The organism is Magnetovibrio sp. (genome assembly GCF_036568125.1).
In the GTDB taxonomy this organism is placed as follows: Bacteria; Pseudomonadota; Alphaproteobacteria; order Rhodospirillales; family Magnetovibrionaceae; genus Magnetovibrio.
The window spans coordinates 93,838-108,881 of record NZ_DATCTF010000010.1 but is presented as its reverse complement, the minus strand read 5'-3'; the positions used below and the strand labels follow the sequence as shown (position 1 = coordinate 108,881).

Genomic DNA, 15,044 nt, shown 5'->3' with positions numbered 1-15,044 from the left:
ACATGTCCCGAATCTTTCCCGCCGCCGCTGTTTTCACTGCCGCCTTGAGCACCACCTTGCTCGGCACACTTCCCGCGACGGCCGCTGATGGCCTATATGCCGGCGCGGGCCTCGGCCTCGTCAAAGGCCCCTCCACCACCGCCAGCGGCACCAGTGGCGGCACCGTCAAGTTCGACACCGGCAACATGGGCGTGGCGTTCATCGGCAGCGGCTTCCAAGGAGGCGACATCGCGTGGCGTGGCGAAGCGGAAATCTCCCGCCGGGCGCTGGATCTGTCTTCGGTCTCGGGAACCAGCGCACGCGGCGAGGTACTCGCCACCAGCCTGATGGGCAACGCCATTTATGATTTCGAAACCGTTGGCCCCGTGCGCCCCTACATCGGCGCGGGCGTGGGTTTGGCTAAGGTCGAGCTGAACGGCGCGGCGCCGTTTGGCGGATCGACCGTCAACGGTTCAGACACCACCGCGGCGCTTCAGCTGCTCGCCGGGTTAAGCTACAGCCTGAACGACCAAGTCGACCTGTTTACCGATTACCGCTATTTCGCCACGCGCAACGCCGATTTCACCACCGCCGCCGGAACGGCGACGTCGATGGACCTGTCGACCCACGGCGTGATGGCCGGGCTACGGTTCAATTTCGGCACGTCCACCGAACTGAGCAACGCCGAGCTAGGCGCTGGCGCACTGGGCAGCGAGATGCAGTCCATGACCACCGCCGCTGCCGGACCGTCCGAGGTGCAAACCTCGCAAGACGACCAGCTCGCCACCTTACCGCAGCACACCTTGCCCGACACCTACATGGTGCATTTTGTGCTGAACAAAGCCATCGTGACCGAGCAAGGTTTGGATATAATCGACCAAGCTGCGGCCAACGCCCGCGCTATGAGCGTCACGCGCTTGATCCTGACCGGCCATACGGACCGTTCGGGCGACGAAGGCTATAACGTCGACTTGTCGAAACGGCGCGCCGAAGCGGTCAAGGCCGCGTTCGTCGCCCGCGGCTTTGATGCCGATGAAATTTCCGTGAAAGCGAAGGGTGAAACGGCCCTGTTGGTGCCCACCGACGACGGAAAGTACGAGCCGAAGAACCGCCGCGTGGAAATCGTCCTGCCGTAACCACCGAACCGGCCCCCGACCAGCTCCCTCGGCCAGCCGATATCAATCGAACAAAGAATCGATGTCGTCTTGAGAAATGCCGGAACCCGCGAGTTGCGGTCCTTCGAGAAGCTTTTCGTCTTCGGAACGCAGATCCGCAGACAGTTCGATTCCTTCGAAATCTTCCTCGCCCCAGATGTTGATCATGGTGAGGATGCGCTCTTCCAAATAGTTGATGGTCTTGACCACCTTGCCGGTGCGCTGTCCGGTAATGTCTTGAAAGTTGCAGTTCTCGAAAATCTTGATGATCAGATCGTCGATGGCTCTGAGATGATCGTGTGAGGTCGTGTCCGTGACCCGTTCGCGAATGCTTTGTGCGTGTTCCTGAATGTCTTCAGCGGCGCCGAGAATGTTGTTGGTGGCGACTTCGGTCGCTTCGACGATCGCGCCCAATTCCATCGCGGCGGTGACGAACTTGTCTTCGTTTTCACCAGGTTTATGAATTGCGGCGATTTCCGCCTTGGTCTTGTCGATGGACGTCTTCAAATCGTGCAGTTGTCCGCGCAAAACCGACATTTCCGGGCTCGCCTCGTTGACGCCAGCCGCTTCTTGCACGTTCAAGCTTTCGATCATGCTCTTGACCTCGGCAATGGCTTTCAGCACCTCTTCGGTGTGGATAGCCGGCGCGGGAGCGTGATAGGCGGGAATGGTCTCACCGCGCTCCTTCATCAAGCGGCGTTCTGCGGAAAACAATTTCTTCTGGGAATTCACAGATATTTGCCCTTTCGCACGGATATGGACGCGTTACACCGCGTCTCACATTGCAGCTGTGTCGACGGAAATAAAATTGAACCCATCCGCTAAAAAACGCAATCCCCAATAAAAATTAGGGGTATATAGGAGCGTCATTTTGAACCGCCTTGAGGGCTCAAGCGTCCATCTGTTCGCGTTTGACAATGGTCTGCGTGCCGCGTTTGACATCGAATTTCGAAGCCTGCAGGTCGGTGTGCAGGGTCAGACGCGGGTGATGCTTGATCATCTCTGCGTGCATCCAGTGCATGACCTCGCGCAGTGTCGAATGCACCGTGTTTTGTGACCTCAATTCAATGACATAGATCATCTGCGGCAAACTGTAGACGGTCTGGCAACGCACCTTGGCGCCCAACGGGTAGAGATACTGCTTGTCTTCCGCACACGCATCCAGGGCCGCGATGGCAGCGTACTGTTCCGCGACCAAGGCCTCGGCCTGGGTGCGCAGATCGCCCGGCAGTTCGTCCAAGTACCACCCATGAAAGCCCCGCTCGCCGGTCAACAGCGGTATGCGGCAGATGCCGTTGCGATGGCGTTGCAAGTCGCGGTAGGAGCCGTAATCGAGGTCGAAGGTACAGGTGTACTGCCCGTAACCGTCCAGATAACGCGGCAAATTGGTGCGTTGCGGGCGACCTTCGATGACGTCGAGTTCCTTGGCTTCCAAAACCGCGTTGTCTACAGTGGTGGAAAAGCTCAAATCAGGCTGATCGGCGCCAAAGAAATCAGCATCGAGATAATTGGTCTTAAACGCCGTGCGCGCCAGATAGGCCTCGGTCTCGGGGTAGTCCTTGTGACCGAAGCTGCTGGGATAGCTCTTGCGCAGTTCCGCCAGACAGCCGTCGGCGATTTCACGCACTTCGGCCAGCGGATGGTGTCGCAGCAGATGCAGCTTGTCGGCGGCTTGGCGCAAATTGGTGGTCCACGCCAACTGCGAGGTGATGCCGGCGGGCAAGAACCCGCGCAAAATGTCGAAACTGCGCGCCTTGATGGCGTTTTGCCACACGCGCTCTTTCTCGCCCTCGCCGATCGGGAACTGAGTTTTGAGATAGGCTTCCAGCGGCTCCAACGCGCCGAGGTAGAAGTCCATCCACTTGTCCAAGATGGCTTTGCTGGCATCCGTGGCGATGGGATCGATGATCGGTTGCTTGGAAAAATCGATATAGCGTGTCGAACTTTCCTGGCCGCTGTAGAGCGGATTGTCCTGCACCGCCTTGCACGCCAGAATCGACAGGCCCTCGACGAACAGCGTGGTGGTGCCGCAATCGCCGATCGAGGCATGGCCATAGCCGACGTAATAGCTTTCCATGAACTTGGCCGAACCGCGTTCCTTGACCATTTCCAAGTGCTTGCGCGCACTTTCGTCCGAGCGCGAATACAGTGCTTGCAGCATGGCCGTGGCTTCCGGCCCTTGATCATCGACGATGAAGATGTCCGCCATCGGTTTGCGGTCCCCCGAACTGTGCCCCTAAGGTTGTGACGCTCGCGCGGCGCCCCCGATGGGATGAAATATCGAGGCAAGGTGCGATTCGAGCACCGCATCTTACCATAAATTTGCCATCCTCAACCGCCAGGCACACCATATATTGTGGAAAATTTTAAAAAGCTCATCGTTTTGTATTATTCGCCGTTTGCGCACAGCAGCCTTTGCAATCGCACGCAGGGCATCCTATATTTGTCGTGTCGGGCAACCGACTATGGCGATAAACGTTTTTCGGAATAAGCGTTTCGGACCCGGGGGCGGTACCCGGCGCCTCCACCAAATTTTCCGGCGAGCTTGAAGCTTCGGGCGCATCGGTAGGTATGGGGGCGAAACAGGATCGACGAGCGTGGTAAAGGTCTGACTTTCGCCCGGCATGGTACCACCGATATCGGGCTACTTTTACAAATGCCAACGATAATGACGTAGCATTTGCGGTTGCCGCTTAACAGCTAAGCAACCACGGGGTTCGGGGGGCACCTGGCAACAGAAGCCCCCCACTTAAAACACACCGCCGCTTGCGGCACGCCGAATTGAGCAGAACGTAGGAAGACGCAGGATCATATGACCGAAGATACACTTCGCTACGACATTTGGGTTGAGGAGGCGTTGCGTAGCGTCATCCAGAAAACGATCGCCCATGTCGCGGATCACGGCCTTCCCGGCGACCATCACTTTTACATTTCGTTCCTGACCCAAGACAGCGGCGTCCAAATTCCGGCGCGTCTGCGCGCTCAGCACCCCAACGACATGACCATCGTCCTGCAACACCAGTTCGAAAATCTGGCCGCGGGTGAAGATTCGTTTTCCATCACGCTCAGCTTCGGCGGCAAAAAGGAAGATCTCGTCATTCCTTACGCATCGGTGATTTCGTTCGCCGATCCGTCCGTGAACTTTGCCTTGCAGCTGAAAATGCTGCCGCTCGGCGACGACGACGAAGAATACGACGAGGACGACGTCGAGGATTACGACTCCCGTCATCTCGATTATTTCGAGGAAACGCGCAACCGCACCAACCAGGACGACCGCGAACGCGGCCTGACGGACGATGACGAGCCGAAAACCGGCGAAGTGATCACCCTGGACGCGTTTCGCAAAAAATAAGAATTCCATTCCCGTCAAATTGCATCTGGTTCCCTCTCGCGAGGCGCGTTACAAATTAAGTCCTTTTCAGCCTCCCCAGTTGAGAGACTTTTTCCATGAGCGAGCCTGCCTTCCACGAACTTTTCGCCTTCGGTCCCGATGAGACCGAATATCGTCTGCTGACCCGCGACCATGTGTCGACCCACAACGTCGCCGGGCGCACCATCTTGGAGATCGAGCCCGAGGGCTTGAGCCTGTTGGCCGCGACCGCGTTGCGCGACACCTCGCACCTGCTGCGCCCTGCGCATTTGAAGCAGTTGGCGGCCATTCTCGACGATCCCGAGGCCTCCGCCAACGACCGCTTCGTCGCCATGGAGCTGTTGAAAAACGCCAACATTTCGGCGGGCGGCGTGTTGCCCATGTGCCAAGACACCGGCACCGCCATCATCATGGGCAAAAAGGGCGAAAACGTCTGGACCGGCGGGCGCGACGAAGAAGCGCTGTCCGAAGGCGTGATGAAGGCTTACGCCGAAAACAATCTGCGCTACAGCCAAATGGCGCCGCTGTCGATGTTCAAGGAAGTCGGCACCGGCACCAACCTGCCCGCGCAGATCGACATCGGCGCGGTGCCCGGCGGCAGCTACAAGTTCATGTTCATGGCCAAGGGCGGCGGCTCGGCCAACAAGACCTTCCTGCATCAACAAACCGCGGCGTTGCTCAACCCCAAATCGATGGCCGAATTCCTGCGCACTCAGATCGCCACGCTGGGCACGGCGGCATGCCCGCCGTATCACCTGGCGGTTGTCATTGGCGGATTGTCGGCGGAACAAAACCTCAAGACCGTCAAAATGGCTTCGGCCCATTATCTCGACGGCCTGCCGACCCAGGGCAACGCCTACGGCCAAGCGTTCCGCGACCTGGACATGGAAGCCGAAATCCTCGCCATGACACAGAACCTCGGCATCGGCGCGCAATTCGGTGGTAAGTATTTCTGCCACGACGTGCGCGTCATCCGCCTGCCCCGCCACGGCGCGTCATGCCCGGTGGGCATCGGGGTGTCGTGCTCCGCCGACCGTCAAATCTTGGGCAAGATCACCGCCGACGGCATCTTCCTGGAAAAACTGGAAACCGATCCGGCCAAGTACATGCCCGATGCCGGCGCGGGCGCGCTGTCCGATACCGTGGTCGCCATCGACCTCAACCAGCCCATGGCCGACATCCGCGCCGAATTGAGCAAGCACCCGATCCGCACCCGCGTCAGCTTGACCGGCTCGCTGATCGTCGGGCGCGACCTGGCCCATGCCAAATTGAAAGAGCGTTTGGATGCCGGTCAGGGCTTGCCCGAATACATTAAAAACCATCCGGTCTATTACGCCGGTCCGGCGAAAACGCCCGAAGGCTATGCATCCGGCTCGTTCGGCCCGACCACCGCAGGGCGCATGGACAGCTACGTCGATCAGTTCCAAGAAGCGGGCGGGTCCATGGTGATGCTCGCCAAGGGTAACCGGTCCCAAGCCGTGACGGATGCGTGCAAAAAACACGGCGGCTTTTACCTGGGCTCCATCGGCGGCGCGGCGGCGGAACTGGCGTCGAAATCCATCAAGCATGTCGAATGCCTGGAATATCCCGAACTCGGCATGGAAGCGATCTGGAAGATCGAGGTCGAAAACTTCCCCGCCTTCATCATCGTCGACGACAAGGGCAACGATTTCTTCGAAGACATTAAGAAGAAGGGCAACGACATCAACGGCCAGGATTCCGGTTGATGACGCTTCCCGGTCTGCTCATCGACGGTCCCGACAATGCGCCCGTGACCATCGCCCTTGCCCATGGCGCGGGCGCGCCGATGGACAGTCCGTTCATGGTCGCGTTCGCCGATGGCTTGGCCCAACGCGGGCTGCGCTGTGTGCGGTTCGAGTTTCCCTACATGCATGAGCGTCGCGTGGACGGTAAGAAACGTCCCCCCAACCGTGCGCCGGTGTTATTGGAAACCTGGCGCGCCGTGATCGATGAATTGGGCCGTGAGAACCTGATCATCGGCGGCAAGTCGATGGGCGGACGGATGGCGTCGATGATCGCGCGCGAGTTGGAAGACGAAAATGCGCCGGTCAAGGGACTGGTATGCCTGGGATACCCGTTTCACCCGCCGGGCAAGCCGGAAAAGGCGCAAGGTCGCATGGCACACCTGTCGGATCTGAAGACCCCGACCTTGATCTTGCAAGGCACCCGCGACACCTTCGGCACCATCGAACAGGTCCCGGCCTTTTCGCTGTCGAACGCAATCCGCGTGCACTGGCTGGAAGATGGCGATCACGGTTTCAAGCCGCGCAAATCCTCGGGTCGCAGCGAAGCGCAAAACTGGGATGAGGCCATCGACGCCATGGCCGCGTTTGCGCGGGATTTATAACCATGGGCTTTCCCGTCGACCTCGCCACCTACGGCGCCTTTCTGCTCACCGCGTCCGCGATCGTTTTGACGCCGGGGCCGGACACCCTGATCATCTTGCGCTATTCCCTGAGTTCGGGGCGCAACGTCGGGCTGGCGACCGTGTTCGGCGTGCAGATGGGATTGGTCGGCCACACCCTGCTGGCGATCTTCGGCATTTCGGTCCTGATCGCATCCATCCCCGTGTTGTTCAAAACCGTGGCGTTGCTGGGCGCGGCCTACATCGCATGGATCGGCATCCAAAGCTTTCGCGAGCACGGCTTGCTGCACGTTGGCGCAACCGGCAAACCGCCGGTATCGGCGCGCAAAGCCTTTCGCGACGCGATGCTGTGCAATCTGCTCAACCCCAAAGTGATCTTGCTGTTCCTGGCGTTGTTTCCAAACTTCGTCGACAACACCCGCGACGACGTGCCTTATCAGCTGATCGCGTTGTCACTGGGCCTGATGACCATCAACACCCTGTGGCAGGCACCGATGGCGTTGGCCGCCGAAGCGGTGCGGCGGTGGCTGAAAAACGAACGCATCTATAAACTGATCACCCATTCGACCGGGATCTTGATGATCACGGTCGCGGCGCTGATGGTTTACGATAATTTGTTTTGAGGAGCAGCCGGATGGACGACGACCTTTCGCATCCCGACTATACCATGCGCAAGCATTCGGTGCTGCTGAACGGCCATCAGACCAGCGTGTCGTTGGAAGACGCGTTTTGGCATGGGCTGAACGCCATCGCCAAACGGCGCGGCATGTCGGTCAACAAACTGGTGACGGAACTCGACCACGCCCGCACCACCAATCTGTCGAGCACCATCCGCGTGTTCGTGCTCAGCCAGCTTAAGGACTGAGCCGCCTACAATCCCTTCATCAACTGCTTGATGATGTCTTCGGCCGACGGCTTGCCGGGTTTTTGCGTCGGGGCAGGCGCGCTGGAACCGCTTTGCGGCGGCGGCGGCAACAAGGTGCCGTCTTGCTGTTGCGGCTGAGTGGGCTGAACCGGCTGGCTCGGCTGAGGCGCGGGTTGTTGCGGGAGCTTCACCCCCGGCAAGGCTTTTTCGATCAAGCTCTTGAACGGGTCGAGCTTTTGCTGCGTTCCCCCCGTCGCACCCGTCGAGGCTTTGCCCACACCCAGGTCGATGCCGGGATTGTCCAACGCGCCGCGGACCGAGAACGGCACCTCTTGGCGGCCAATACGGCCCTTGGACAGCAAGCTGGTGAGAAGGTTCGGTTCCACCGTCATGTTGCCCGCGAAATCGATCCCCCAACCAGCAATGTCGACCTTGCCAGACCCACTGCCGTTGCCCATGGCGGAATTGAGCGTCATTTTTTTCGCGTCGGCAATGCCGTCTTGAATGTCGAACGCCAGCGCCAAATCGGCCAAGCCCTTGCCCTGCTTAGGCGCACCCAACGACAACTGGTTCATCGCCGCGACCAAACCGATCACCCCCGACAGCGCCGAACCTTTGCCGCCCTGTTTGACGTCGAGTTCATCGATGCTGAGATTGCCCCCGCCCGTCAACGAACTGACCATGTCCGCGGGGCTGAGCCCGGTGGCATTGAAACCCAGGTTCAAAGACAGCTTACCGGCTGCCAAATCCTTACCCGTCACCGCTTGCACCGCTTGTCCGACCTGCAACGCGTCGAGCTTGAGATCCGTCTCGATCGTCGGCGTACCGTTGGCGCGCACGACCGCCGAACCGCTGAGCGGCCCGCCGAACAGATTGCCGACGATCTTGTCGGCCCTCATCACGCCGTCGAGCACGGTGGCGTGAATATCGGCATTGCTCAGTTTGTACGTGCCGAAAGCGATCGCATCCGATTTCAACGTCAGTTCACCGTCGAGCAGATTAAGCGCGCCGAGATCGAAGCGATCGCGCGACCAGCGCTTATCCGCCCGCGACGTCGATTGCGCCACCTCGTCTTGAGCGAACGACGCCTTCACGATGTTGGGATTTTTCAGATACTTGGTCCACCGTGGCGCAGGCACCGCAGTCGATGCGGTCTTTTGCGCCTTGGGCAAGAAGCGGTCCAAAATCAGCGCGCCGGTTTGCAGGTTCGCGGTCACATGCGGTTTTGCGCCAGAGGTACGCGCGGTGATGTCACCGTTGATGGCGGTATCGCCGAGCGTGCTTTTCAATCCGGTGATCTTATGGGTTTTTCCATCGGTGTTCACGGTGGCGCTGAGATCCAACGCGCCGAGCGGCCCGGCGGGTTTGTAGCCGATGTCCAGCGCGTTCAACAATGCCACCATATCGCCGTGTTGGGCGGTGACAGCGCCGTTGTAACCGAACCCGATGGGCAACAACGAGAAGCTGCCCTTGGCGGTGAATTGACCTTTGAGCGCGTCGAGCTTGGCGTCGAAACGCGGCTTCAACAGCGAACCTTCCGCCGCGACGTTCAGCTCCACCGCCTTAAGGCCCGCCGGCACGCCGCTTGCGCCCAGGCTCACTGCCAGTGCGGCCGCGTCCTTTACCTTGGCGTTGAGCTTGACCTTGGACATTTCCGGGATCGCACCGAAACCGTTGAATGTGCCCGAAAGGTTCGCGTTGCCGCCTTGATAGTCGCCCAGCTTCAGGCTGCGCAGGTCCAGAGTTCCGGCATACAACGTGCCGTCGAGCAGCACGTTCTTGAACGTCTTTCCGCCCCGGGTCAACGCGCCGACACGAACCTTGAGGTTGGCGTCGAAATCGTTGAGCACCGACAGGCCCACCCAGGCCTGCGCAGCTTCTAACGCGCTGGGGCCTTCCGCTGCCTTTTTGCTGTCTGCGGGCGCTGCCGTCGCATTGCTGGGTTGAGACGCACCGGTGCCGTTGGTGGCTGTGCCGTTTGCGTTCATGTAGGTGTCGAGGTTGATGGTGTCCAAGGCCAAATCCGCGCCAAACGACAAACGCTTGCGCAATGCCAAGGTCACACCGCCGGTAAGCTTGGATTGATCGGCGGTGATCTGCAAGCCGCTGATCACCACCTGATCGGTATCGGCGAAGATTTTGCTTTTGTAGGTGACGCGCTTGACCCGCCCGGCGACGCCGTCCGGTAACTTCACGTCCAGCCAATTGGCAAATGTCGACGGATCGGCGCTGATGACTTCGACATCGCCTTCGAAACGCGGAATACCGTCTTTGGCGCGCACAAAACCGAACAGCGCCATATCCGTCACCCCGGGAGCCATGGTTTGTAATTGGCTCAATGCCAATTCACCGTCGGCGAGCTCGGCAGTCATGCGCACATCGCTGAACAGTCCGCCCTTAACCGTCACGGCGTCGACTGTGACCTGAACGGTACCACGCACGTCCTTGGGAAAGGCGAACGCCTGTGAAGCCCCGTCAGCCTTGGCGTTGCCGCCCGGCGGCGTGGGGGCCATGCTTGCACCAGACTGAATATCGGATGGTTCGCTGGGGGCACGTTGCGGCGATGTGCCGACCGCGTCCAACATGGCATCGACATCAATGCGCGCCGCTTGCAGCGTCACATCGAATTCCACACCGTCTTTGAGCGCAACCGTCACACCGCCGGTGGTGCGCGATTTGCCCAATTGCGCTTCCAACTCGCTCAAGGCCACGGATGAAGCCGAGGCAACGACGTCGCTGTCGAGGGCGAAATCTTGGCCGAGCAACGCCGGAGCCGTGCCCACCGCGCTCAGAGCATCGACGAGCTGGGCGAGGTTTTTACCCGATGCGGAAACCTTGCCTTTGAAATAGGGCTCAGCTTCCAATCCCAGCACCGCACCGGTGACTTGAACGCGCGCGCCACCCGGAGCATTGACAATCGCGTTCACGGGCACCGTGCGCTGTTCGATGATTTGGCCCAGCGAAACTTCGAACGCCAGCGGCACGCCTCTGACCCGCGCCTGCCCCTGGGCCTCGAACGGACCGTTGAGGGATCCCGCGCGCAACGTCGCGTCGATGTCTTCAATCCGCTCCACCGACCCCGTCGCAGCATCGCGGTAAATCAGTTGGCCGCCTGAAACCTCGAAATTGTCGAGACGAACGTCCAGACCGCCGCCTTGTTTCGTTTGCGCGCCATCGCGTGCGACTGGTGCGCTTTGCGGCGCTTCGGCTGACGGTGTGGCGCCGGTTTCGGGTTTGAATTCCAAGTTGGTACGGCCATCGGCGAATTTTTCGATGTTGATCACCGGGCTGAGCAAGCGGATGCGCTCCACCTGCACCTGGCCCGACAGCAGCGGCATCAGCGCGACGCGCACCTCGACCGCTTTCAGGCTCACCATTTCCGCGTTATCCGCATCAGCGGCGTTGGACAGGCTAACATTGTTGGCCGTCAAGGCCGGTGCGGGGAAAAAGCGAATCTCCAAATTGCCACCGATGGTCAGTTCGCGACCGGTGGCGGCACGGGCCTGGGTGGTGATTTCCCGCTTCAAGGCGTTTGAATCGATGAAACTCGGCCCAACGATCACTATTGCCCCAAGCAAGGCCATAACAACCGCAACACCAATCAAAATTTTCTTCGCCAAAGCAGGATCACTCTAATCAAAGGTGTGGAAAAAGCGACGGGCAGCCCCGCAGCATCGTCTAAAGAGTGTAGTCGCCCACGGCCTTTGAGGGCCATATAAAAACAGCAGAATCGGGTACGAATTTAACAAAAAACACCCCCGACCACAGGGCCGGGGGCATCTTTACGTTTAATCGCGCTTGAGCGTGTCGAAGGAGAGACCTTAAAGACCGCCCCCGGCTGCAGCGCCGCCTGTAGCAGCACCGCCCGTAGCAGTGCCGCCCGTAGCAGTGCCGCCCGTAGCAGCGCCACCCGTGGCAGCGCCCGCGCCGCCCCAATTGCCGACGAGTCCTGCTTCGGCAGCCGTGCCGATACCTGTCAAGCCGCCAAGCGCGTCAATCGGCGAACCGGCCCCTGGCGCGCCCGCTGCTCCACCGGTGCCCGTCAAACCGCCTGCACCTGCGGCACCTCCGGCACCAACACCACCTGCGGTGCCACCGCCAGCCGCGCCACCTCCGGCGCCCGTGCCGTCATCATCACCGCGGTCGTCACCCTTATCGTCGCCGATGTCATCGCCGACATCGTCGCCCTTATCGTCGCCAATATCTTCGCTGTCGTCGCCGCCGTCCTTGCCGCCGTCGTCGTCCCCACCATCATCTCCGCCGTCGTCGCCGCCGCCGTCGCCACCACTGTCGCCACCACCGTCGTCGCCGCCGTCGTCGCCACCATCGTCACCGCCGTCGTCACCACCATCGTCACCGCCGTCGTCGCCGCCATCACCACCACCGTCGCCACCACCGTCACCGCCGCCATCGCCATCGGCAAAGGCTTTGTTGAAGCCGAACGACAGGCCGTGATGGTCCATATGTACCGGGCTCATGGTGAAGGCCAAAACCAATGCGCTCACGGACGCCGCAAGCACCAACTTGCTCATGGCTGTTTTGATTGCAGCGCTGAAATCCCCACCAACACGTTTGTAATACGGCAGTCCGCGGTCTTCGGTATCCGCTTTGATCCATGCCTGTGCCATCGATAGGTATCCTTCCAAGTCGAAAATCTGAAGCGCCCATCGGCGTTCTTGCCCGGATAACGTCACAAAACGCCACTTTCATCCCATCATCCGAAAAAAAAGTGAAATATGCGAAAAAAATTAAGCCCCAGGGATGAAAAAGCCCCGCCCGTCGTTATCATCACAGAACACGCGCAGATGTGTAGACGGCAAACCTATCGCAACACAGACTTCTGCGCCTATACATACATAATGGCGGCTCGAAATTGGATTTGAACTGAAGTGGTTTTTTAGACCTTGAATGTACGGACACAACAAGAACTGGTTGCGATTTTGCCTCGCTTGAGGCGATTTGCCCTCGGTCTCACCCGTAACGGTACGGAAGCCGACGATCTTGTTCAAGCTGCTTGCGAAAAGGCTATTACCCGTATCGATCAATGGGAGCAAGGCACCCGCCTGGACAGTTGGATGTTTCGCATCATTCAAACCACCCACATCGACCAGATCCGCAGCCAGAAACGGCGCAGCGCGTATCTTGAAGTCATCGAGAACCAAGGCGAGCAATCCTTTGATGGAGAAAACGCCATGGAGGCCAACCTGACCTTGGATAACGTGCGCCGCGCCATTTACAACCTGCCCGAAGAGCAGCGTGCTGTGGTCATGTTGGTTTCGGTCGAAGGTCTGTCTTACAAAGAGGCATCCGACGTCTTGGAAATCCCCATGGGCACATTGACCAGCCGTCTTGTCCGCGCCCGAACCGCGCTGACCCGCATGATAGACAACCCTGGTGATGCCGACGGCGTCACTGCCGATAAACAAATCCCCCCTTTGGAACGAGGTGCACAGCCATGATGAACCTTGATGAAGGCACACTCATCGCTTACGTCGACGGTGAACTGGATTCCCAGACTGCCCGCGAAGTCGAAGCCAAATTGCGCGACGACCCACAAGCCCGAAAATTCGTCGAGCGCCTGCGTGAAATCGCCGCGTTGAGCCGGGTGGCGTTCAACGACACCCTGCACGAACCCGTGCCGCAACAGTTGCGCGACGCCATTACTGCGACCTTGGCACAAGCCCCTTCATCCCAAGGTGCGGCGACGGTCGATGGCAATGTGGTCGCTTTTCAACCGCGTCCGCCCGCACAGTGGCGCAAAGCCCTGCCGATTGCCGCCGCGTTCGCCGGCGTACTGCTGGGGCTGAGCGGTGGCATTCAGTATGCCGAAACCAATACGCAAAAGGCCATGCAGTTGGCGTCCATGTCCATGATGCACGATCAGGCCGCCATGGAAGCTGCGCTCAACAAAGCCCTTGAAGTCAACCTCAGCGGTAACGAGCTGGCGTGGCAAAACCCCGACAGCAATCGTTCGGCACGGTTCACCCCGGTGCGCACGTACCAAGACAAATCCGGCAAATACTGTCGCGAATATCGCAAGGATGTGACCACCACCGGGAAAACCGAAACCACATACGGGCTGGCGTGTCGCACCGACGAAGGAACCTGGAAAACCCGCTACTTGATTTTGGAAGATGGCGCTGGCAAATCGCTGTGATCGCAATCGCATGGTCGTAAAACGAAACACCGGAACCACCGTTCCGGTTTTTCGCTTCAATTCAGCTTGAATTCAGGCTGAATTGGTAGACTGGGTTAATTGCGAAACGGTGTGATTTGGATCACCGCCGGGCTGAGCGCAAAGAGTAATACTGCACCATTCTCAGAAGACACACAGGCTAGGTATGCTTCAGGCAAAAAATTTTAAGATAAGTTTTCTCAAATTTAGCCTTGTTGGTGCTTTGGGACTGAGCGCCAGCGCGTGCATTCCCGCCGCCACGCCACAATCGAAATACTTTTCCTCACAGGCCATATCCGATCCCAACCTGCCCTCGGCCCCGCTGCCCACGGTAAATCCCGGCGATAAGTTCTATTACACCAACGGATGGATGGAACAGGTCGTCAGCACGAACGGCGAGACGATCGATATGATCAACAAGGCCAAGCGCAAGCTGGTCAATTTCCGCAATTTCGCCATTCCAGCGCCTTACCTCGAAGGCTCGACTTCGGAATACTTCAAAGAAACCCGCGTACCGACCAATGCTATGTGGCCACTGCGCGTCGGCAACTCGGTGAGTTTTTCCACCGAAGGGCGCTCCGTCAGCAAGGCCACCAAACGAACCAGCCAGTTTTCCCAAAAATGGTCATGTGCGGTCGAGGGTGTGGAACGGGTGCGAGTTCTGGCCGGTGAATTCGACACCTTTCGCGTCAAATGCGAACGCCGCAGCTCGACCAACAAATGGTGGCAGTCCTATACGTGGTATTATGCGCCGTTGATCAACGCCTATGTGCTTCGACGGAGCTATCACAAAACCAACGGCGAAAGCGTGCGCGAACTCACCGCCGTACGCCCGTCCCTGACCGACGAACCGCAAAATGTCCGCGTCGGCATCATCCGCACTTGGCAGGATGCGTTGGAAAACGCACAAGGCGGTGAAATCCGCAGCTGGACGGACAAAAAGACAGGAACCTCGACCCAGGTCGAACCTTTGGCGACGTACCGCGCCAAAAGCGGCTTGTTCTGCCGCACTTACAAGCAATACCTGACCCGCCAGGGTAAAACGAGCATTTACGCGGGCGTGGCGTGTCGCACCGACAAACTGAAGTGGCGCACCCCGACGCGCGGCTAACCTC

Annotated in this window: 13 protein-coding genes and 1 other RNA gene; 10 read left to right on the top strand and 4 right to left on the bottom strand. The window is 59.3% G+C overall.

The window, feature by feature from the left end:
- The first annotated feature begins 2 nt into the window (after positions 1-2).
- Complete coding sequence (locus VIN96_RS05240; RefSeq protein WP_331894435.1) at positions 3-1,115, top strand: OmpA family protein; 1,113 nt, start codon at positions 3-5, stop codon at positions 1,113-1,115.
- A gap of 42 nt (positions 1,116-1,157) precedes the next feature.
- Here VIN96_RS05240 and VIN96_RS05235 read toward each other — a convergent pair whose 3' ends face one another.
- On the bottom strand, positions 1,158-1,865 hold the full coding sequence (locus VIN96_RS05235) for a protein phosphatase CheZ (protein WP_331894433.1): 708 nt from the start codon (positions 1,863-1,865) through the stop codon (positions 1,158-1,160).
- Positions 1,866-2,022: 157 nt separating this feature from the next.
- On the bottom strand, positions 2,023-3,342 hold the full coding sequence (locus VIN96_RS05230) for an FAD-dependent thymidylate synthase (protein WP_331894431.1): 1,320 nt from the start codon (positions 3,340-3,342) through the stop codon (positions 2,023-2,025).
- 202 nt (positions 3,343-3,544) lie between these two features.
- On the opposite strand from VIN96_RS05230, the gene ssrA reads away from it, so the two are divergent.
- The 6 genes from ssrA (at position 3,545) to VIN96_RS05200 (ending at position 7,754) form a co-directional block, all read left to right on the top strand.
- Positions 3,545-3,883, top strand: a transfer-messenger RNA (tmRNA) gene (ssrA, locus tag VIN96_RS05225).
- A gap of 62 nt (positions 3,884-3,945) precedes the next feature.
- Entirely contained in the window at positions 3,946-4,485 is a 540-nt protein-coding gene (locus VIN96_RS05220) for an SspB family protein (protein WP_331894430.1), read from the top strand.
- Positions 4,486-4,580: 95 nt separating this feature from the next.
- Positions 4,581-6,230 (top strand): fumarate hydratase, encoded by a 1,650-nt coding sequence (locus tag VIN96_RS05215; RefSeq protein WP_331894429.1) that lies wholly within the window; start codon positions 4,581-4,583, stop codon positions 6,228-6,230.
- Entirely contained in the window at positions 6,230-6,871 is a 642-nt protein-coding gene (locus tag VIN96_RS05210) for an alpha/beta fold hydrolase (protein ID WP_331894428.1), read from the top strand. The genes VIN96_RS05215 and VIN96_RS05210 overlap by 1 nt, the downstream gene beginning before the upstream one ends.
- Positions 6,872-6,873: 2 nt before the next feature.
- Positions 6,874-7,512: a LysE family translocator gene (locus VIN96_RS05205; protein WP_331894426.1), complete on the top strand. Its 639-nt coding sequence runs from the start codon at positions 6,874-6,876 to the stop codon at positions 7,510-7,512.
- Between the two features lie 11 nt (positions 7,513-7,523).
- A complete protein-coding gene (locus VIN96_RS05200; protein ID WP_331894425.1) occupies positions 7,524-7,754 on the top strand; it encodes a ribbon-helix-helix domain-containing protein in 231 nt (76 codons plus the stop codon).
- A 5-nt stretch (positions 7,755-7,759) separates the two neighbouring features.
- Here the strand turns inward: VIN96_RS05200 and VIN96_RS05195 are convergent, their stop codons facing one another.
- Complete coding sequence (locus VIN96_RS05195) at positions 7,760-11,359, bottom strand: AsmA family protein (protein ID WP_331895367.1); 3,600 nt, start codon at positions 11,357-11,359, stop codon at positions 7,760-7,762.
- A gap of 216 nt (positions 11,360-11,575) precedes the next feature.
- The gene (locus tag VIN96_RS05190) at positions 11,576-12,382 is read right to left on the bottom strand and encodes a hypothetical protein (RefSeq protein WP_331894423.1); all 807 of its coding nucleotides are present in this window, start codon (positions 12,380-12,382) and stop codon (positions 11,576-11,578) included.
- Positions 12,383-12,658: 276 nt separating this feature from the next.
- On the opposite strand from VIN96_RS05190, the gene VIN96_RS05185 reads away from it, so the two are divergent.
- From VIN96_RS05185 to VIN96_RS05175, 3 genes are all read left to right on the top strand, one after another.
- Positions 12,659-13,213: an RNA polymerase sigma factor gene (locus VIN96_RS05185; RefSeq protein ID WP_331894421.1), complete on the top strand. Its 555-nt coding sequence runs from the start codon at positions 12,659-12,661 to the stop codon at positions 13,211-13,213.
- Positions 13,210-13,911 carry an RT0821/Lpp0805 family surface protein gene (locus VIN96_RS05180; RefSeq protein WP_331894419.1) on the top strand — a complete coding sequence of 234 codons (702 nt, stop codon included), beginning with the start codon at positions 13,210-13,212 and terminating at the stop codon, positions 13,909-13,911. Before VIN96_RS05185 ends, VIN96_RS05180 begins: the two co-directional genes overlap by 4 nt.
- 184 nt (positions 13,912-14,095) lie before the next feature.
- Positions 14,096-15,040 carry a hypothetical protein gene (locus VIN96_RS05175; protein ID WP_331894418.1) on the top strand — a complete coding sequence of 315 codons (945 nt, stop codon included), beginning with the start codon at positions 14,096-14,098 and terminating at the stop codon, positions 15,038-15,040.
- Positions 15,041-15,044 lie beyond the last annotated feature (4 nt).

Excerpts from the sequence above, each read along its gene's own strand:
- VIN96_RS05220 (WP_331894430.1), top strand. The coding sequence starts at position 3,946 with ATGACCGAAGATACACTTCGCTACGACATTTGGGTTGAGGAGGCGTTG.
- VIN96_RS05190 (WP_331894423.1), bottom strand. The coding sequence starts at position 12,382 with ATGGCACAGGCATGGATCAAAGCGGATACCGAAGACCGCGGACTGCCG.
- VIN96_RS05240 (WP_331894435.1), top strand. The coding sequence starts at position 3 with ATGTCCCGAATCTTTCCCGCCGCCGCTGTTTTCACTGCCGCCTTGAGC.
- VIN96_RS05215 (WP_331894429.1), top strand. The coding sequence starts at position 4,581 with ATGAGCGAGCCTGCCTTCCACGAACTTTTCGCCTTCGGTCCCGATGAG.
- VIN96_RS05230 (WP_331894431.1), bottom strand. The coding sequence starts at position 3,342 with ATGGCGGACATCTTCATCGTCGATGATCAAGGGCCGGAAGCCACGGCC.
- VIN96_RS05180 (WP_331894419.1), top strand. The coding sequence starts at position 13,210 with ATGATGAACCTTGATGAAGGCACACTCATCGCTTACGTCGACGGTGAA.
- VIN96_RS05200 (WP_331894425.1), top strand. The coding sequence starts at position 7,524 with ATGGACGACGACCTTTCGCATCCCGACTATACCATGCGCAAGCATTCG.
- VIN96_RS05175 (WP_331894418.1), top strand. The coding sequence starts at position 14,096 with ATGCTTCAGGCAAAAAATTTTAAGATAAGTTTTCTCAAATTTAGCCTT.
- VIN96_RS05210 (WP_331894428.1), top strand. The coding sequence starts at position 6,230 with ATGACGCTTCCCGGTCTGCTCATCGACGGTCCCGACAATGCGCCCGTG.
- VIN96_RS05205 (WP_331894426.1), top strand. The coding sequence starts at position 6,874 with ATGGGCTTTCCCGTCGACCTCGCCACCTACGGCGCCTTTCTGCTCACC.